This window comes from Polynucleobacter hirudinilacicola (assembly GCF_002192535.1).
GTDB lineage: Bacteria > Pseudomonadota > Gammaproteobacteria > Burkholderiales > Burkholderiaceae > Polynucleobacter > Polynucleobacter hirudinilacicola.
In genome coordinates this window covers 289,270-307,281 of record NZ_NAIA01000001.1, presented here as the reverse complement: position 1 = coordinate 307,281, position 18,012 = coordinate 289,270, and the positions used below count along the sequence as shown (strand labels likewise).

The window sequence follows — 18,012 nt, the reverse complement described above, 5'->3', positions numbered from 1 at the left end:
TTCGGGTACAATCCGCGGCCACGGTCAATATTGATAAATATTGATAAAAGAGCTGTAAAAGTTTGGCAGAATGAGGCAATAATGCTTCAAATCTAGGAAAGAATGAGATGACGGTGAAAACAGCAACAAAACCAGCGGCTACTACAAAAGCGAGTAGCAAAGCTGCAAGCCCTAAGACTGTAAAGGGTGCACCTTTAACTGAGGCAGAATTGCTCAAAATGTCCGATAAGGACTACATGAGTGCTGCGCAGTTAGACTTTTTCCGTCAAAAATTACTCACGCTTAAAGAAGATATCTTGAAGAATGCTTCGGAGACAACCGAGCATCTTCGCGAAAATATTTTGGTGCCAGATCCGGCTGATCGTGCAACGATTGAAGAAGAGCATGCATTGGAATTGCGCACACGTGACCGTGAGCGTAAATTGCTTAAAAAGGTTGAGCAAGCTTTGGCTCGTATTGAGTCTGGCGACTATGGTTGGTGCGAAGAGACTGGTGAGCCAATCGGCTTGAACCGTTTAATTGCAAGGCCTACAGCCAATTTATCTCTTGAGGCTCAAGAGCGTCGTGAACTCCGCCAAAAATTATTTGGCGAATAAACTCCATTTGCGATGACCAAGCAATTACCTGCCCTTAGTGACATCTCACCTTTGTTAAAGGCAGAGATTCTTGCTGAAGCTTTGCCTTACATCCGCGCGTATCACGGTAAGACTATCGTGATTAAGTACGGCGGGAACGCCATGGTTGAAGAGCGTCTCAAAGAAAGTTTTGCGCGCGACGTCATCTTGCTGAAGTTGGTTGGCATGAATCCTGTTGTAGTCCACGGTGGTGGCCCACAAATTGATGAGGCCCTGAAAAAAATTGGCAAGACCGGAACTTTTATTCAAGGTATGCGCGTGACCGATGAAGAAACCATGGAAGTGGTGGAGTGGGTTCTAGGCGGTGAAGTGCAGCAAGATATCGTCATGCTGATTAACCACTTTGGCGGTCAGGCTGTCGGCCTGACTGGTAAAGACGGCGGCTTAATCCATGCCAAGAAAATGATGATTTCTAGCGATACAGAGCCAGGTAAGAAAATAGATATTGGTTTTGTGGGTGAAATTGAGGCGATTAATCCAGCTGTTGTGAAAGCTTTACAAGATGACGCGTTCATTCCGGTGATTTCGCCAATCGGCTTTAGTGCCGAGGGTCAGGCCTATAACATCAATGCCGACTTAGTGGCTGGCAAGATGGCTGAAATCTTACATGCAGAGAAATTGGTCATGATGACTAATATTCCTGGTGTCATGGATAAGAATGGCAAGTTATTAACGGACTTAACCGCAAGAGAAATTGATGCTTTGTTTGCTGACGGCACGATCTCTGGCGGCATGTTGCCGAAGATTTCTTCTGCATTAGATGCTGCAAAAAGTGGCGTGAATTCGGTGCATATTATTGATGGTCGTATTGAGCATTCCTTATTGCTAGAAATTCTGACCGAGCAAGCGTTCGGTACGATGATTCGTTCGAGGTAAGCAAAGACATGCGCGAATCTTTGCAGCCAGCAGATACCAATGACAGCGATGCTGAAGCTGGTAAGGCTCGCAAACGCCCACGTCCTGGCGAACGCCGCTTGCAGATTTTGCAAGTACTTGCAGAAATGTTGCAAAACCCGAAGGGTGAGCGCGTAACAACAGCGGCCTTAGCTGCCAAAATTCAAGTATCTGAAGCAGCCCTTTATCGTCATTTCGCTAGTAAAGCGCAGATGTTTGAGGGGCTTATTTCTTTTATTGAGCAAACTGTCTTTGGCTTAATCAATCAGATCAATCAAAAAGAAGAATCTGGACTTGCTCAAGCCCGAGGAATTTTACAAATGCTTTTGTTCTTTGCCGAGAAGAATCCTGGCATGACTCGAGTGCTATTAGGCGATGCCTTATTACAAGAAGATGATCGTTTGCAAGAACGGATTACGCAGGTTCTAGATCGCGTTGAAGCTTCATTGAAGCAATCACTCCGAATTGCTCAGACCCAAGGTGGGGCTTGGGCTCAGGTTGGTCAAGAAGAAGTCAGCATGCGTGCTGCTATGTTGATGAGTTTTGTCTTGGGTCGTTGGCATCGATTTGCCCGCAGCGGCTTTAAGAAATTGCCAACCGAAGCTTCTGATATTAGTTTGCGCATCCTCCTCTCAGAATGAGCGAGCTAAATCTCTCTAGAAACACTATCCACTTTGCCGAGCCCCTGCCTTTGCAGAGTGGCGCCATATTATCTGGCTATGATTTAGTGATTGAAACTTACGGCAAACTCAACGCCGATAAAAGTAATGCGGTATTAATTTGTCATGCGCTCAATGCTTCTCATCACGTAGCAGGCCCTAGCCCCGATAATCCAGAGGATATCGGCTGGTGGGACAACATGATTGGTCCCGGAAAGCCTGTAGATACAAACCATTTTTTTGTGATCGGCGTAAATAATTTAGGTTCTTGCTTTGGCTCTACTGGACCAATGAGCATCAACTCCGAAACCGGCAAGCCTTATGGCGCTGACTTTCCTGTAGTTACAGTGGAGGATTGGGTGAATACCCAGGCACGTCTTGCTGATAAGTTGGGCATTCGGAAATTTGCTGCAGTCATGGGCGGTAGTCTGGGCGGCATGCAGGCAATGGCTTGGGCAATCCAGTTTCCTAAGCGCATAGAGCACTGTGTGGTGGTGGCTTCTACTCCAAAATTAAGCGCACAAAATATTGCGTTTAATGAAGTGGCGCGCAATGCAATTTTGTCGGACCCTGATTTTCATGGCGGCAATTACTACGAGCATGGCGTAGTGCCAAAGCGTGGCTTGCGTTTAGCTCGCATGGTGGGCCACATTACCTATTTGTCTGATGATGATATGGCTGAAAAATTTGGGCGCGAATTACAACGCCCCAACGGCGAATCAAGTGACTACCGCTTTAGCTTCGATGTGGAATTCGAAGTTGAAAGCTATTTGCGTCATCAGGGCGATAAGTTCTCAACCTACTTTGATGCCAATACTTATTTGCTGATTACTCGTGCCTTGGACTACTTTGATCCGTCACGTCGCTATGACGGTAGTCTGAACCGTGCTTTAGCAGAGGTGCAGGCTAAGTTCTTAGTAGTGAGCTTCTCAACGGATTGGCGATTCCCGCCGAATCGTAGCCGTGAGATCGTCCAGTCTTTATTGAGCAATAAGAGTGAAGTGACTTATGCGGAGATCGATGCTCCTCATGGGCATGATGCATTCCTATTGGATGATGAGCGTTATCACAATCTAGTAAGAGCTTATTTTGCGCAAATGTTGGAGGCTCGTCATGAGTAATATCAATAAGCGCGCAGACTTTGCGGCGATTGCCAAATGGATTGCCCCAAATAGTCAGGTACTCGACCTGGGCTGTGGTGATGGTAGTTTCTTGGAGTTCTTGCAGAAACAAAAACCTGTTCATTGCTATGGCGTAGAGATCGATGATGTACGTGTTCTCTCTTGCGTACAAAAAAGTCTGAATGTAATTCAGCAAGACTTAGAGGGCGGCTTAGCGCTTTTTGAAGATAATAGTTTTGATACCGTAGTGCTCTCACAAACCTTGCAAACTATTCATCAGACTGAAAAGATCTTGCGTGAAGTGGTTCGTGTTGGTAAAGAATCTATCGTATCCTTCCCGAACTTTGGCCACTGGTCACATCGTTTGGCAGTAGGGCTTGGTCGTATGCCGGTATCCAAGAGCTTGCCTTATCAGTGGTACAACACACCCAATGTGCGCGTACTCACTGTGGACGATTTTGAGAAGTTAGCTTCCAGCCTTGGCCTCAAGGTGATTGATCAATGCATCTTGCATGATGGTCAACAAGTGACCTTGATGCCTAATTTCTTTGGTAGCTTGGCGCTGTTCCGCGTCCGTAGCGCCTAGAACTGTGCTGAAAGCAGCGCAGTCTTGGCTTGCTGATTTTCGGGTTTATCTCGAATGGCCTTGCCTTCGAATGTTATTTCTTGGGTTTTCTGCTGGCCTACCTCTCCTACTAATACTTGGAACACTCAGCTTTTGGTTACGTGAGGCAGGGATTGATCGCAGCACTATTGGCTACTTAACTTGGGTTGGGCTCATCTATGCATTCAAGTGGATGTGGGCTCCGCTTGTTGATCGCTTAAAAATTCCTCTGCTAACGAAATTATTTGGTCGGCGTCGTAGTTGGTTGCTGTTTGCGCAAGCACTCATCATTATTGGCCTCGTAGGAATGTCTACGCTCGATCCTAAGCTGGCCCTGAACTCAGTTGTCTGGTGCGCCTTATTAGTGGCATTCGGTTCAGCTACGCAAGATATTGCATTAGATGCATTCCGGATTGAATCAGCAAATAGCGATCATCAAGCAGCCTTAGCGGCTACGTATCAAACGGGTTACCGATTGGCCCTGATCTGGTCAGGCGCAGGCGTCTTGTGGCTGGCTGCCAGGGCTGAGACAGGCAGTGGCTATGATGCTGGCGCGTGGCAGTTTGCTTATTTGTGTATGGCTGCATCTATTGGGGTTGGAGTGATTACGACTCTATTAAGTAAAGAGCCAGTACAAATTCAATTGGCAAAAGCGCGTAATGTCAAAGCATGGCTCCATCAAACCTTGATTGAGCCATTTGCTGAGTTTCTCACTCGCTATCGCTGGCATGCAGTATTGATTTTGTCTTTAATTGCTATCTATCGTATTAGTGATGTAGTCATGGGTATTATGGCCAATCCCTTTTATGTCGACATGGGTTACACCAAGGATGAAGTGGCAGCAGTGAGTAAAGTATTTGGCGTTGTCATGACTTTAGTGGGCGCTTTTGTGGGTGGCGTCCTCACCTTACGATTTGGTGTCTTGCGTATTTTGTTTGTGGGCGCAGTGTTATCTGCGGTTAGCAACCTATTATTTGCTTGGTTGGCAACACAAGGCCATGATTTACATGGTTTGATTTGGGTAATTTCTGCTGACAATTTAAGCTCAGGCATTGCCAGTGCAGCATTCATCGCCTTCTTATCTGCACTAACAAATATCCGATATTCAGCAACGCAATACGCCTTGTTTAGTTCGATGATGTTGCTCTTACCCAAATGGTTAGCGGGCTTCTCAGGAGTCTTTGTAGATACCTTCGGTTATCAAACATTTTTCTTCGGAACAGCGATTATTGGCGCCCCAGTTCTGTTGTTGATTTGGGCAACTATTCACTTCAAAATTGTTCAGATCAAAAAAGAAGACGAGTAATTTCGCTGTCTTCATTGTTTAAAGCTTCCAGTCATAGTCCACAGTAAGCGGTGCATGATCTGAAAAGCGTTCATCTTTATACACGGCAGTTTTCTTTGCTGTAGCGGCTATGCCAGGTGTACTGATGTGATAGTCAATTCGCCATCCAACATTCTTGGCATAGGCTTGACCACGATTACTCCACCAGGTATAGCAAGACTCTCCTGCTTCGGGCTCCAATTTGCGATACACATCTACGTAGCCAACCTGATCGAATAAGTTGGTAAGCCATGCTCGTTCTTCTGGCAAGAAGCCGGAGTTTTTGAGATTACCCTTCCAGTTCTTAAGATCGATTTCATGATGGGCAATATTGACATCGCCACAGAGCATAATTTCTTGACCAGATTTTTTAAGCTTGATGAGATGAGGCAAGAAGCTATCAAGATAGCGATATTTAGCCTCTTGGCGCTCGGGTGAGCTTGAACCTGATGGCATATAAAACGAAATCACCGAAAGCCCCTTAAAGCGAGCCTCCACATAGCGCCCCTCAGCATCAAACTCTGGATTACCATAGCCGTATAAGACTTCGTCTGGTTTGTGGGGTGTATAGATGCCACAGCCGCTATAGCCTTTTTTCTCGGCATGGTGAAAATAGCCATGCATGCCGTCTGGATTCAGAATGGCGTCTTCTAGGTCATCGCGTTGGGCCTTCAGCTCTTGCATGCAGATGAAGTCTGCTTTTTGCTTAATGGCCCAGGGTAGAAAGCCTTTTTTGACTGCTGAACGGATACCGTTGAGGTTCGCTGAAATGATGCGTAACATGTAGGCCTATGAGCTCAAATAATTCAAATCAAGATAACTTTATTCATTTTGCCTTAGAGGCAAAGGTTTTGTCCTTTGGGGAGTTTAAAACTAAAGCAGGGCGACTCTCTCCTTATTTCTTTAATGCGGGTGGATTTAATGATGGCGCACGTTTAAGTGCGCTAGGTCGTTATTACGCTAAGGCCTTGCAGGAATCGAATATTCAGTTCGACATGCTCTATGGCCCAGCCTACAAAGGAATCACGCTAGCAGCAGCTACAGCTATCGCATTAGCTGACAACGGTATTAATGTTCCTTATGCCTACAACCGCAAGGAAGCTAAGGACCATGGTGAGGGAGGTTTATTGGTGGGTGCCCCTGTTAAAGGCAAAGTAGTGATTATTGATGATGTGATTTCTGCTGGCACTTCAGTACGAGAATCGGTTGACCTGATTCGTGGTGCAGGCGCTGAGCCAGCTGCAGTATTGATTGCATTAGATCGGATGGAGCGCTCGGGCAATGCAATTGAAATTGGCGATAAGTCCGCAGTTCAGGCTGTTGAGCAAGAGTTTGGTTTGCCAGTCATTGCGATTGCAAACTTAGCCGACTTAATGTCTTTCTTAACTTCTTCTAGCGATGCGCAGTTAACAAACTATCTGCCTGCGGTAAAAGCTTACCGCGAGAAATACGGCATTTAAATGGTTGTTTCGCCTTCAAAGACAGTAACTGCCGGCCCGGTCATGATGACGGGTTGAATAATGCCGTCGACAGTGCCGCCCCAGGCAATATGGAGATCTCCACCACGGGTATGTACTTTGACAGGCGAATCCAGCAAACCTCTGCGAATCCCTGAGACCACCGCCGCACAAGCGCCGGTGCCACAAGCTAGCGTTTCTCCAGCACCACGTTCATAGACACGCAACTTGATTTCATTGCGATTCATGATTTGCATATAGCCAGCATTTACTCTTTTAGGGAAAGCGGAATATTGTTCAATTTCAGATCCCTCTTCAAGAACAGGAGCGCTCTCAACGTCCACAACAACTTGGACTGCGTGCGGGTTGCCCATTGAAAGTACGCCAACAAAACTATCATGCGTCGCGGGACGACTTAAAGGAAGCGCATAAAGAGTTTCTTGAAACTCTTGCATGCTGGCTAATCCATTTGCATTAAAGGGAATATGGCTATGGTCAAAAATGGGCGCCCCCATATCCACTTCTACTTGGCCATTAGGGTGTGACTTGAGGGTAAGCACAGTATGCGCAACTTCAACACGCAACGGGTTTTTAGTCGATAAACCTTGGTCCAATACGAAGCGGACAAAGCAGCGTGAGCCGTTACCACATTGCTCAACTTCGCCACCGTCGGCATTAAAAATTCGGTAACGAAAATCAGCGTCTGGACGCGTCGTTTTTTCAACAATCAGAATTTGATCTGCGCCAATACCAAATTGACGATGGGCTAATGCCTGCCATTGCTCGCGTGTAATAGAGCTGAGGTCTTGATCAATGCCATTGAGCACAATGAAATCATTGCCAGCACCATGCATTTTGGTGAAGCGTAGTTTGCGTGCTGGTGAATGTGTGCTCAAAATGTTTCCGCTTAATCGTAAAGACTGGCTTCGCCAGGAGGTCTATGTTTAAAACGCTTATGTACCCAATAGTACTCCGCCGGTCTTTCTTGAACAAGCTCTTCAATATAGCGATTGAGGAGTGCTGTATCTTTTTCGACATCATCACTTGGAAAGTTTGGCAATGGCTTTCTGATATGGCAGGTGTAACCTTTGCGATCTTGATTTAATGTCGTGGTCATCAAGCAGACCTCTGCGCCGCTGAGTTTGGCTAAGCGTGAAACCGATGTAATGGTATTGGTTTGAATACCAAAGAAGGGAACAAAAACCGAGTCGCGTGGGCCCAAATCAATATCAGGAGCAATAAAGATAAAGTTTCCTGTTTGAATTTCACGAATGAGATCACGCAAGCGACTTTGCCTTTCGATGGATTTGCCACCAAAGCGATTTCTCCACTCAATCATCTTTTGATTAAAAAATGGATTCTTCATATTTTGATAAAGGCCTGCACCCCTTGGCCAGTCATGTTGGCTGGCCAAAACCGATAGAGCCATAAACCCGCCCTCGAGCCCTACGAAGTGTGGATTAATCAGTAAGCGTGGCTTGTGATCGCCCAGAGTGATCTCAGAATTGATAGAGACGATATCAGTAATTTGTTTGCCACTGCCAAGCCAAATACGGCTTCTCTCCAAAACACTACGACCAAATAATTTCCAATGTTCCAGTGCTAGTGCATCAATTTCTTTTTCACTCAGATTCGGAAAGCACAAACGAAGATTGGTTTTCACTACATGACTGCGACTATTGGGTATATGAGCTGCAAGCCAGCCAAGGCCGTAGCCTACATGGACTGTGATCGTATATGGCAAAAAGGCAAAGAGGCGCAATACATTCAGCGCTAGAAAATTGAAAAGGTTGGACAACCAGGCCATTACAAAATTTTATAACTAATTGCTTGGAGGCAATTCTGCACCAGCAGGATGCTTATAGCGGTTGTAAGACCAAATAAATTGTTCTGGGGCAACGAGCACCGCATTCTCAATGGCAACATTGATCTGAGTAGCTGCAATATTGGCATCTTCAGATAAGGTAGCTAGTCTAGTGGCCTGCATTAACCAACCCTTGCCAATGCCTTTGCGTTTCGCGGTAAACATGACTACTGGCGTGTTGTTACGATTTGCTAGGCGCGCAGGTAATGGAGTGGTGTAGGCGGGCCGCCCAAAGAATGGCACCCAAACACCTTCGCCACCACTGGGAACCTGATCAGGAAGAATGCCAATGGCCTCGCCGCGAGTGAGCGCCCTGGTCATCTGACGCACACCATTGAGATTGGTGGGAACAAAATGCATATTCGGATAGGTGCGACCTTCTTCGACTACTTCATTGAGCCATTCTTGACGTGAGGGTCTATACAAAATAGTTGCGGTGAAATGTTGGGCCAACACGCGAGGGATGATTTCAAAGCCACCAAGATGGGGTGTCAGCATCACCAGGCCATGACCCTCATTGATGGCTGATTCGACTACATCCCAGTTCTGCACTTCAACTAATTTGAGTGCTTTCTGGGGATTGCGCCAAATCCATAAGCTATCTGAAAACAGCATTCCAGAGGCCCTAATGGCCTCCCAAAGCTTCATGGGGAGGTTGTGGGCGCTAACTACAGCTTCATATTGGGGGCGAAAGAATGAGCGGTATTGCTTAGAGCCTGTATAGGCCAGCATGCCCATACACGCTCCAATCACTTGCATGAGTGCAAGCGGAAGGGCGGTAAGGCTATTGAGGCTAAGCTGAAGAAGGAGTTTTCGCACCCCCCAATGATATTCAATGCTGCCTTCAGGGCCAAATTTAAGTTCGTCTTGATGGATTAAGTCCTTTTCGGATAAAATTGCACCATCGCTGAGTTAAGACAACTTGCAGGGCGATTCAAAAATTCTGCTAAAGCGTCGCCGTTGTGGTTCCTGGCACGTCGAGTTGTCCCATAGATCGTGTTAATTATTAAAGGAATAGGCAATGGCAAACGATTACTTCTTTACCTCAGAATCAGTTTCTGAAGGTCACCCCGATAAAGTAGCAGACCAAATCTCTGATTCCATCTTGGATGCCATCTTGGCCCAAGATCCCACTGCACGCGTTGCAGCAGAAACTTTGTGTAACACCGGCTTGGTAGTTCTTGCTGGTGAAATTACTACCAATGCAAACGTTGACTATATTCAAGTTGCCCGCAATACCTTGCGTGAAATCGGCTACGACAATACTGACTACGGAATTGATTACAAAGGTTGCGCAGTTTTAGTTGCGTATGACAAGCAAAGTCCAGACATTGCTCAGGGCGTTGATAAGGCGCATGACGATGGCCTAGACCAGGGTGCTGGTGACCAAGGCTTGATGTTTGGTTATGCTTGCGATGAAACTTCAGAGCTCATGCCTTTGCCGATTCATTTGTCACATCGCTTGGTAGAGCGTCAATCACAATTGCGTCGCGATGGCCGTCTCAATTGGTTGCGTCCAGATGCAAAGTCACAAGTGACCTTGCGTTATGTAGATGGCAAGCCAGATTCTATCGATACCGTTGTGTTGTCTACTCAGCATGATGAAGATATTTCTCTTGAAAAATTACGTGAAGCAGTGATCGAAGAGATCATCAAACCGGTATTGCCTAAGCATTTGATCAAGGGTGCGATTAACTTCTTGGTTAATCCAACAGGTCGTTTCGTGATTGGTGGTCCACAGGGTGATTGCGGTTTAACTGGCCGTAAAATTATTGTTGATACCTACGGTGGTGCAGCCCCTCATGGTGGTGGTGCGTTCTCCGGTAAGGATCCATCTAAAGTTGACCGTTCTGCTGCATATGCCGGCCGTTATGTTGCGAAGAACGTGGTTGCTGCTGGTTTGGCAAGCAAGTGCTTGATTCAGATTTCTTATGCAATTGGTGTTGCCAAACCAACTTCAGTGATGGTGAGCACATTTGGAACTGGGAAGATCTCCGATGAAAAGATTGCGCAATTGGTTTCTGAACACTTTGATTTGCGTCCAAAAGGAATTGTGAGGATGCTTAACCTCTTGCGCCCTATTTATCGCAAGACCGCTGCTTATGGTCATTTTGGCCGCGAGGAGCCAGAATTCACTTGGGAGCAAACAGATAAAGCGGCAGCATTACGTGCTGCAGCGGGCTTATAAGTAGTAAAAAAGCAGTTTGTAGATGTATTGAGGCGAAATATGACGTAATTGTTTACAATTACGTCATACCTTCAAGGAGCGTTGCAAGGAATGCTGAGACCCAGTATTTCCCCAGGCTTGAAGGGAGTGGGCTCTTAATCAGAGTTTGCTAATTGCAACCGCGCTCGCTAACCCATGATTCAACGGCTAGCGAGTTTTCACTCCAGCATTGGATCGTATTTAGCTGGAGCATTAATGAATACCGTTTCTGATTTAAACAACTTTGTTGCAACTCGTTGCGCTATTGCTGATATTTCTTTAGCCGATTTTGGCCGTAAAGAAATTGCGATTGCTGAAACTGAGATGCCTGGCTTGATCGCCATTCGTGATGAATTTGCTGCACAACAACCATTGCGTGGTGCACGTATCACTGGTTCATTGCACATGACCATTCAAACTGCTGTATTGATTGAGACTCTTGAGGCACTTGGTGCCGAAGTTCAGTGGGCTTCTTGCAATATTTTCTCAACCCAAGACCATGCTGCAGCAGCAATCGCCGCTAACGGTACACCTGTATTTGCTATCAAGGGCGAGACTCTTGAGCAATATTGGGATTTTACCCATCGTATTTTTGAGTGGGCTGATGGCGGCTTCACCAATATGATTTTGGATGATGGTGGCGATGCAACTTTGTTATTGCACCTCGGCGCCCGCGCTGAAAAAGATCAGGCTTGCTTGAATCACCCAACTAGCGAAGAAGAAACGATTTTATTTGCTGCTATTAAGAAAAAATTAGCGCAAGATCCAACGTGGTATTCAACACGTTTGGAAAAAGTAAAAGGCGTTACAGAAGAAACCACTACTGGTGTGCACCGTTTGTATCAAATGTTTGCTAAAGGTGAGCTGAAGTTCCCAGCAATTAACGTGAACGACTCTGTAACCAAGAGCAAGTTCGATAATCTCTATGGTTGCCGTGAGTCTTTGGTTGATGCAATTAAGCGCGCTACTGACGTGATGGTGGCAGGTAAGGTGGCGGTAGTTTGTGGATACGGTGACGTGGGTAAAGGCTCAGCCCAAGCCTTGCGCGCTCTTTCTGCCCAAGTTTGGGTGACTGAAGTTGATCCAATTTGCGCACTCCAAGCTGCGATGGAAGGTTATCGCGTTGTAACGATGGATTACGCTGCTGATAAAGCAGATATTTTTGTTTCCGCTACTGGCAACTACCATGTGATTACGCATGACCATATGGCTAAGATGAAAAATCAAGCCATCGTTTGTAACATTGGCCACTTTGATAACGAGATTGATGTTGCTGGTATTGAAAAATACAAGTGGGAAGAGATTAAGCCTCAGGTTGATCATGTGATTTTCCCGGCAAGCAATGGTAAACCTGAAAAGCGCATCATTATTTTGGCCAAGGGGCGTTTAGTAAATCTTGGTTGTGGCACAGGCCATCCTTCTTATGTGATGAGCTCTTCATTTGCAAACCAAGTGATTGCTCAGATCGAATTATGGAATGCAGTTGGTACCAATAAATATCCAGTTGGCGTATACACATTGCCTAAGCATTTGGATGAGAAAGTTGCACGTTTACAGCTCAAGACCTTAAACGCTGAGCTCACAGTGTTATCTGATCAGCAGGCTGCCTACATTAACGTAACGAAGGAAGGCCCATACAAGGCTGACCACTATCGTTACTAATCCATTTGTTTAATAGATACCTAGGCCCAAAATCATGGAATTAAGCGTCGAATTCTTTCCTCCAAAAACACCTGAAGGTGAGAAGAAGCTTCATCTTGTGCGCGAGCGTTTTAGTGAAACGCTTAAGCCTGCGTTTTATTCCGTGACCTTTGGTGCCGGTGGATCTACTCAGTCTGGCACATTAAAGGTGGTTAGCGATATACATGCTGCTGGTGCAGTAGTTGCTCCCCATTTATCTTGTGTTGGTAGCTCACGTGAAAGCGTGCGCGAAATGTTGAAACAATATCAAGCATTAGGCGTGAAGCGCATTGTGGCTTTGCGAGGCGACTTGCCGTCTGGCATGGGTCAGTATGGCGAGTTTCATCATGCCAATGAGTTGGTAGAATTTATTCGGACAGAAACTGGCGATTGGTTTCATATTGATGTAGCTGCCTATCCAGAGACACATCCACAGGCAAAGTCTCCTGCGAGCGATGTAGATTTCTTTGTGCAAAAAATGAAGGCTGGCGCTAATTCAGCTGTGACTCAGTATTTCTATAACAGTGATGCTTACTTCCGTTTTGTCGATGAGGCTTACGACCTAGGCCTTACCCAACCCGTCATTGCAGGCATCATGCCGATAACCAATAGCACCCAGTTATTACGTTTTTCAGATGCTTGTGGCGCTGAGATTCCTCGCTGGATTCGTTTGCGCCTTCAATCCTACGGTGACGATATTGCCTCTATCCGTGCATTTGGTGAAGAAGTGGTGACTGATTTGTGTGATCAGTTGCTAACTGCAGGTGCCCCAGGATTGCATTTCTATTCTTTGAATCAAGCAGATGCTGTTTTAGCAATCGCTGACAACTTAGACTTAACGAAATAAGCCAGACTCTGTCAGCAGCATATCTAAAGGCTCATCATGAGTTTGAGCCGCCCACTGAGCATCATTGAGTTTTTGCCAATCAAAACCAATCCCAATGCAAACAAGCTTGGGATTGTGCTTTCTGAGTTCGGCGAGAGTTCGATCAAAGTAACCGCCTCCGTATCCTAGCCGCCAATATTGAGTTTTGCCATTGTTAATAGAGCTTGACCATCCTACGCAGGGAATCAGGATGTAATTGGGATTGACTGCTGGTCTTGAGGGGTTGTTTGGGTTTGGTTCGGGAACGCCATATTGGCTGGGAATTAACTTATCACCTTCTTGCCATTCATAAAAGTCGAGGTGTTTATCAGCACGAGCAAATGGGAGTGCAAGGCGGCGCCCGGCCTTTTGATGCGCCCAAGTAATTAATACAGGGCGTAAATCAATTTCATCTTGAATTGGCCAATAAAGCGCTATAACCTGCTGTGAATTGCCATCCTCAGCTAAAAACTGATTGAGACAGGCAATGAGGAGATCTTTAGTCTGGCCATAATTTTGCCCAGCAGCAAATTCTTTGCGTTGCTTTAACAAATCTTGACGAAGAGTTTTTGGTGAATTACCGTGCATATCGTCCATTATCAGGCGAAAATTAGAAGATATAGTAAACAACTTCATGCCAAGCGAATACTGGCGAATCTGTATAAGGTTAGATGGTGAAAAAGAAGTCTCAAATAATCAAAGTGAATCAACTCCACTGGACCAAGATATTGATCCTAGGATTTGCCTTGGCTATGCCCAGCGCTTTTGCAGAAAAGACTAAAAAACCAAGCTTGCCAAAGTCGTATGAGAGCAAGGCCGCCCCAGCTGAGATTACTGATACCGATCGAATGTTTATTGATCTTCGAGAAGCTGCCAGGAAAAATGATGTCTTTCGCACACAACAGCTTTCATCCAGCTTGGCAGCGTATCCATTTGACGACTATGTAGCGTATTTCCGAATTAAGCCCCAATTATTTGATAGTGGTGGTGGGCCCCGAGGTGATTACAGTGCTGATGCCGAGGTGGTTGCATTTTTAAATCAGTATCAAGGCACTGCTTTGGCTGATCGCATGCGTAATGATTGGTTATTAGTCTTGGGTAAGCGAAAAGACTGGGCTCGTTTTGATTTGGAGTATGCCAAGTTTGTTTTGGATGATGACGCTCAGGTGAAGTGCTATTCCTTGTTATCAAAATTATCGCAAGGCGAGAATCCAACTAAATTAGCAATCGACTCCCGCTCAATCTTGTTGGATCCAAGCTATTTTGGACAAGCTTGCCAAGAGCTGATTCCTTCCTTAGTTGCCGCCGGTGGTATGACGCCTAGCGAGGCAAAGGCAATTGGCCGCGCAGCAAGCGAAAGAGGTTTTGACACCATGGCACGTCGTTTGGGCGGTGAAGATCCTATTGCGGAAATCGTCAAGGCTGCCAAGGCCGATCCAGCTAGGACCTACCGTGATTTTTTGCAAACTTCCACACGCTACAGCAAAGAGAATCAGGCTGTTGCTTGGGCTGTCATTGGTCAATTTCTGGCGAAGAAATTAGATCCCAATGCTGATGATGCTTATCGCTTGCAACAAGACCTTGGCTATAACGAATTACTCTCAGTAGAGTCACAAGAGTGGAAGGTTCGCGCAGGCTTGCGCGCCAAAGATTGGCCTTTAGTAAAAAATGCTATCGAGGGCATGAACCCTGTAGTTCGGAGTAAAGACCCTGCTTGGACTTATTGGTACGGCCGTGCTTTAAAAGCTGAGGGTCAAGATGCAAGGGCCAAAGAGAGTTTTGAGTTGATTGCAGAGCAATACAACTTTTATGGTCAGCTAGCACGTGAAGAGTTGGGTAGGTCGAATCATGCGCCAGCTCGAACTAAAGTGACTGACCAAGAGATTGGTGCGATGGCTAGTCGCAAGGGCTTTATCAGGGGCGAGCGTTTGTATGCCATGAATCTGCGCTTTGAAGGTAATCGCGAGTGGAATTGGGAGCTGCGCAATATGACAGATAAGCAGTTGCTCGCCGCCGCTGAATACGCCAAACGTATTCATTTGTATGACCGCGTTGTCAATACTGCAGATCGCACAAAACAAGAACATGACTTTAGTTTGCGCTATCCAACTCCTTTCAGGGATGAGCTTTCACCTATTGCCAGACAGATTGATTTGAATCTGGCCTGGGCCTATGGGCTCATTCGTCAGGAGTCACGCTTCATCATGAATGCATCTTCATCAGTTGGTGCTTCAGGTTTGATGCAAGTCATGCCAAACACAGCAAAGTATGTTGCTAAAAAGATTGGCATGATTAACTACACCAATGACAAGCTAAGCGACACCAATACCAATTTAACTTTAGGAAGTAATTATCTGAATATGGTTTTAGTTGATCTAGATGGATCTTGGGTGCTGGCATCTGCTGCCTATAACGCAGGCCCCTCACGCTCAAAAGCATGGCGTGAGAAGTTAACTAGCCCAACAGAGGGCGCGATCTTTGCTGAGACTATTCCTTTTAATGAAACGCGGACTTACGTGAAGAATGTCCTCTCAAATGCCAATTACTATTCCTCTGTGATGAATGGGCAAACACCATCTTTGAAGCAACGCTTAGGGGTAATTTCCCCTAAAGCAGTAACTCAATCTGAATTACCTTAATTAGCATTCATTAATAAGAGAGCTCATGAAATACGACATACTTTTAATTGGCGGTAATGGATTTGTTGGGCGAGTAATAGCTGCACAATTACAAATGCAGGGTTATTCCGTTCTTTTGCCTACAAGCCATCTTGCTGCTGGCCGTGAATTATGCATGCTACCTAAGGTGCATTTGGAAGATGCTGATGTACATGATTTTGATGAGCTGCAATCTCTATGTGCGCGTATTGAAACCAATGGGGCCGTGATTAATTTGGTTGGCGTCTTGCACGATAAGCCAGCGCAGCCTTATGGAAAGGTGTTTAAGGCAGCCCACGTAGACTTGCCAAAAAATATTATCACTGCGATGCAAATGCATGGTCTTAAGCGTTATCTACATATGAGTGCTTTGGGTGCGGATACGAATGGACCATCTATGTATCAGCGTAGTAAAGGTGATGGTGAAGTCGCAGTCAAGGCGAGCAATTTAGATTGGACTATTTTTAGGCCATCAGTCATCTTTGGCGCTCAAGATCAATTTATTAATTTATTTGCAAAGCTTACTAAATTGTTTCCAGCAATGCCTTTGGCAAATCATCAGGCTAAATTTCAGCCAGTAAGTGTAGATGACGTTGCAACAGCTTTTGTTATGGCGCTAACAATGCCCCAGACTATTCATCAATCATATGATTTAGTTGGGCCTACGGTCTACACCATGAGAGAAATTGTGGAGTTTGCAGCACGCAAAGCCAAAACCTCTTGCGCCATTATTCCAGTGCCTGCTTTTGTAGGGCATCTCCAAGCCCTTGCATTTGAATTGTTGCCAGGGCCTACCTTGATGTCGCGTGACAATATTGCCTCGATGCAATTGCCTAATATATTGCCTGTAAATGGCCAGAATGCATTAAGCGAAGTGTTTGGTGTTAGTCGACGCACTCTAGAGGGTATGCGGTAATGAAAATCTACGCGGTTGGTGGTGCAATACGGGACACCCTAATGGGTTTGCCTGTGCATGACATCGACTATGTAGTTGTTGGCTCTAGCGTTGATCAAATGATTGCTAAAGGCTTTCGCCCTGTGGGTAAGGATTTTCCAGTCTTTCTGCATCCAGAAACTCAAGCTGAATATGCCTTAGCTCGTACTGAACGAAAAATAGGCCAAGGTTATAAAGGCTTTCATTTTTATGCAGACCCTTCAGTGAGCCTGGAGCAAGACCTAGAGCGCCGTGATTTAACCATCAATGCAATGGCACAAGAAATTGATGCTAATGGAAGGCAATTTGGCCCCATCATTGACCCATATAACGGTCAAGAAGATTTGGCTAGCAAAGTATTCCGTCACGTATCTGATGCATTTGCCGAAGATCCACTGCGTTTACTGCGCATTGCACGTTTTGCTGCACGCCTCCCTGAATTTAGTATTGCCAATGAGACGATGGCAGCGTTAAAAGCGATTGTTCAATCTGGTGAGTTAAGCACACTTTCAGCAGAGCGTATTTGGCAGGAGCTGGCTAGAGGCTTGATTTCTTCCAAGCCCATGCATATGTTTCAGGTCCTATTAAATACAGGCGCTAGCAAAAGCCTATTGCCCGCATTGCTCAACTCAAAGCTTGCAGAAGAACCCTTTCGTGAGGCCTTGATTACGCATTACGAGGTAAGTAGCAATGGCTTAGAAGAGCGTTGCGCTATTACTTTGATGGATCTTCCTGCGACTGAAATTCGCTCATGGGCTGAATGTGTACGTATGCCCATTGAGTTGCGTGATTTCAGTGAAATTTTTAGTGAGCTGAGGGTATTGGTTCAGAAGTATGCTTACACCCCTTTTCAATCTGTTGATGTCTTAGCTTGGTTTAATCGCGCTGATGTTTGGCGCAAACCAGATCGCGCCCAGTTATTGCTGAGCCTTGCCGACAAAATTGGATTTAATGTTTCTGTGTTGACAAATGCGATGCGTAAGGCCCTAGCATTAAATACAGCAGAGATTATTGCTGGTGTTGAGGCGCAAGATCGATCGAATGGTGAGCGCATTGGTGGTGCATTTGAATCTGCAAGACTCGCTGCAATTACTACTGCACTTCAGTCTTAG

At 45.8% G+C, this 18,012-nt stretch carries 18 protein-coding genes and 1 riboswitch; of the genes, 13 read left to right on the top strand and 5 right to left on the bottom strand.

The window, feature by feature from the left end:
- The first annotated feature begins 218 nt into the window (after positions 1–218).
- The 6 genes from dksA to B6A14_RS01510 are packed head-to-tail and all read left to right on the top strand — an operon-like array spanning position 219 to position 5,219.
- Positions 219–596, top strand: a complete 378-nt coding sequence (gene dksA, locus B6A14_RS01535) for an RNA polymerase-binding protein DksA (protein WP_087908894.1) — start codon at positions 219–221, stop codon at positions 594–596.
- A 12-nt stretch (positions 597–608) separates the two neighbouring features.
- Complete coding sequence (gene argB, locus B6A14_RS01530) at positions 609–1,511, top strand: acetylglutamate kinase (protein WP_087908714.1); 903 nt, start codon at positions 609–611, stop codon at positions 1,509–1,511.
- Positions 1,512–1,519: 8 nt separating this feature from the next.
- Entirely contained in the window at positions 1,520–2,170 is a 651-nt protein-coding gene (slmA, locus tag B6A14_RS01525) for a nucleoid occlusion factor SlmA (protein ID WP_087908713.1), read from the top strand.
- Positions 2,167–3,309 (top strand): homoserine O-succinyltransferase MetX, encoded by a 1,143-nt coding sequence (gene metX / locus B6A14_RS01520; RefSeq protein WP_087908712.1) that lies wholly within the window; start codon positions 2,167–2,169, stop codon positions 3,307–3,309. Before slmA ends, metX begins: the two co-directional genes overlap by 4 nt.
- Positions 3,302–3,895, top strand: a complete 594-nt coding sequence (gene metW, locus B6A14_RS01515; protein ID WP_087908711.1) for a methionine biosynthesis protein MetW — start codon at positions 3,302–3,304, stop codon at positions 3,893–3,895. Before metX ends, metW begins: the two co-directional genes overlap by 8 nt.
- Before the next feature lie 4 nt (positions 3,896–3,899).
- The gene (locus B6A14_RS01510; protein ID WP_236635604.1) at positions 3,900–5,219 is read left to right on the top strand and encodes an AmpG family muropeptide MFS transporter; all 1,320 of its coding nucleotides are present in this window, start codon (positions 3,900–3,902) and stop codon (positions 5,217–5,219) included.
- A gap of 18 nt (positions 5,220–5,237) precedes the next feature.
- Here the strand turns inward: B6A14_RS01510 and B6A14_RS01505 are convergent, their stop codons facing one another.
- On the bottom strand, positions 5,238–6,020 hold the full coding sequence (locus tag B6A14_RS01505) for an exodeoxyribonuclease III (protein WP_087908709.1): 783 nt from the start codon (positions 6,018–6,020) through the stop codon (positions 5,238–5,240).
- Positions 6,021–6,028: 8 nt separating this feature from the next.
- Between B6A14_RS01505 and pyrE the strand changes: the two genes are divergently transcribed.
- The gene (pyrE, locus tag B6A14_RS01500; RefSeq protein ID WP_087908708.1) at positions 6,029–6,697 is read left to right on the top strand and encodes an orotate phosphoribosyltransferase; all 669 of its coding nucleotides are present in this window, start codon (positions 6,029–6,031) and stop codon (positions 6,695–6,697) included.
- Here pyrE and dapF read toward each other — a convergent pair.
- The 3 genes from dapF to B6A14_RS01485 are packed head-to-tail and all read right to left on the bottom strand — an operon-like array spanning position 6,694 to position 9,377.
- A complete protein-coding gene (dapF, locus tag B6A14_RS01495; RefSeq protein ID WP_087908893.1) occupies positions 6,694–7,548 on the bottom strand; it encodes a diaminopimelate epimerase in 855 nt (284 codons plus the stop codon). The two genes, pyrE and dapF, sit on opposite strands and share 4 nt — an antisense overlap.
- 53 nt (positions 7,549–7,601) lie before the next feature.
- Positions 7,602–8,501, bottom strand: coding sequence for an LpxL/LpxP family acyltransferase (locus B6A14_RS01490; RefSeq protein ID WP_087908707.1), 900 nt, complete (start codon positions 8,499–8,501; stop codon positions 7,602–7,604).
- A gap of 15 nt (positions 8,502–8,516) precedes the next feature.
- Complete coding sequence (locus tag B6A14_RS01485; protein WP_236635603.1) at positions 8,517–9,377, bottom strand: lysophospholipid acyltransferase family protein; 861 nt, start codon at positions 9,375–9,377, stop codon at positions 8,517–8,519.
- A gap of 202 nt (positions 9,378–9,579) precedes the next feature.
- On the opposite strand from B6A14_RS01485, the gene metK reads away from it, so the two are divergent.
- The 3 genes from metK (at position 9,580) to metF (ending at position 13,291) form a co-directional block, all read left to right on the top strand.
- The gene (gene metK, locus B6A14_RS01480) at positions 9,580–10,746 is read left to right on the top strand and encodes a methionine adenosyltransferase (RefSeq protein ID WP_087908705.1); all 1,167 of its coding nucleotides are present in this window, start codon (positions 9,580–9,582) and stop codon (positions 10,744–10,746) included.
- Between the two features lie 67 nt (positions 10,747–10,813).
- Positions 10,814–10,919: riboswitch (S-adenosyl-L-homocysteine riboswitch) on the top strand.
- A gap of 61 nt (positions 10,920–10,980) precedes the next feature.
- Positions 10,981–12,426: an adenosylhomocysteinase gene (gene ahcY, locus B6A14_RS01475; protein ID WP_087908704.1), complete on the top strand. Its 1,446-nt coding sequence runs from the start codon at positions 10,981–10,983 to the stop codon at positions 12,424–12,426.
- Between the two features lie 34 nt (positions 12,427–12,460).
- Positions 12,461–13,291, top strand: coding sequence for a methylenetetrahydrofolate reductase [NAD(P)H] (gene metF / locus B6A14_RS01470; protein WP_087908703.1), 831 nt, complete (start codon positions 12,461–12,463; stop codon positions 13,289–13,291).
- On the opposite strand, the gene B6A14_RS01465 is transcribed toward metF, so the two are convergent.
- Positions 13,280–13,906: a 5-formyltetrahydrofolate cyclo-ligase gene (locus B6A14_RS01465; RefSeq protein WP_087908702.1), complete on the bottom strand. Its 627-nt coding sequence runs from the start codon at positions 13,904–13,906 to the stop codon at positions 13,280–13,282. The genes metF and B6A14_RS01465 overlap by 12 nt on opposite strands.
- A gap of 74 nt (positions 13,907–13,980) precedes the next feature.
- Here B6A14_RS01465 and B6A14_RS01460 point away from each other — a divergent pair, with 74 nt between their 5' ends.
- Genes B6A14_RS01460 through B6A14_RS01450 form a run of 3 tightly spaced genes read left to right on the top strand, consistent with a single transcriptional unit; the run spans position 13,981 to position 18,012 of the window.
- The gene (locus B6A14_RS01460; RefSeq protein WP_087908701.1) at positions 13,981–15,948 is read left to right on the top strand and encodes a lytic transglycosylase domain-containing protein; all 1,968 of its coding nucleotides are present in this window, start codon (positions 13,981–13,983) and stop codon (positions 15,946–15,948) included.
- Between the two features lie 25 nt (positions 15,949–15,973).
- Complete coding sequence (locus tag B6A14_RS01455) at positions 15,974–16,882, top strand: complex I NDUFA9 subunit family protein (protein ID WP_087908700.1); 909 nt, start codon at positions 15,974–15,976, stop codon at positions 16,880–16,882.
- The gene (locus tag B6A14_RS01450) at positions 16,882–18,012 is read left to right on the top strand and encodes a polynucleotide adenylyltransferase (RefSeq protein WP_087908699.1); all 1,131 of its coding nucleotides are present in this window, start codon (positions 16,882–16,884) and stop codon (positions 18,010–18,012) included. The genes B6A14_RS01455 and B6A14_RS01450 overlap by 1 nt, the downstream gene beginning before the upstream one ends.

What these genes read in the sequence shown, in the direction of transcription:
- pyrE (WP_087908708.1), top strand. Translation starts at nt 6,029, where the DNA reads ATGAGCTCAAATAATTCAAATCAAGATAACTTTATTCATTTTGCCTTA.
- slmA (WP_087908713.1), top strand. Translation starts at nt 1,520, where the DNA reads ATGCGCGAATCTTTGCAGCCAGCAGATACCAATGACAGCGATGCTGAA.
- argB (WP_087908714.1), top strand. Translation starts at nt 609, where the DNA reads ATGACCAAGCAATTACCTGCCCTTAGTGACATCTCACCTTTGTTAAAG.
- B6A14_RS01490 (WP_087908707.1), bottom strand. Translation starts at nt 8,501, where the DNA reads ATGGCCTGGTTGTCCAACCTTTTCAATTTTCTAGCGCTGAATGTATTG.
- dapF (WP_087908893.1), bottom strand. Translation starts at nt 7,548, where the DNA reads ATGCATGGTGCTGGCAATGATTTCATTGTGCTCAATGGCATTGATCAA.
- B6A14_RS01455 (WP_087908700.1), top strand. Translation starts at nt 15,974, where the DNA reads ATGAAATACGACATACTTTTAATTGGCGGTAATGGATTTGTTGGGCGA.
- B6A14_RS01460 (WP_087908701.1), top strand. Translation starts at nt 13,981, where the DNA reads ATGGTGAAAAAGAAGTCTCAAATAATCAAAGTGAATCAACTCCACTGG.
- B6A14_RS01505 (WP_087908709.1), bottom strand. Translation starts at nt 6,020, where the DNA reads ATGTTACGCATCATTTCAGCGAACCTCAACGGTATCCGTTCAGCAGTC.
- metK (WP_087908705.1), top strand. Translation starts at nt 9,580, where the DNA reads ATGGCAAACGATTACTTCTTTACCTCAGAATCAGTTTCTGAAGGTCAC.
- metX (WP_087908712.1), top strand. Translation starts at nt 2,167, where the DNA reads ATGAGCGAGCTAAATCTCTCTAGAAACACTATCCACTTTGCCGAGCCC.
- metF (WP_087908703.1), top strand. Translation starts at nt 12,461, where the DNA reads ATGGAATTAAGCGTCGAATTCTTTCCTCCAAAAACACCTGAAGGTGAG.
- ahcY (WP_087908704.1), top strand. Translation starts at nt 10,981, where the DNA reads ATGAATACCGTTTCTGATTTAAACAACTTTGTTGCAACTCGTTGCGCT.
- B6A14_RS01465 (WP_087908702.1), bottom strand. Translation starts at nt 13,906, where the DNA reads ATGGACGATATGCACGGTAATTCACCAAAAACTCTTCGTCAAGATTTG.
- metW (WP_087908711.1), top strand. Translation starts at nt 3,302, where the DNA reads ATGAGTAATATCAATAAGCGCGCAGACTTTGCGGCGATTGCCAAATGG.
- dksA (WP_087908894.1), top strand. Translation starts at nt 219, where the DNA reads ATGTCCGATAAGGACTACATGAGTGCTGCGCAGTTAGACTTTTTCCGT.
- B6A14_RS01450 (WP_087908699.1), top strand. Translation starts at nt 16,882, where the DNA reads ATGAAAATCTACGCGGTTGGTGGTGCAATACGGGACACCCTAATGGGT.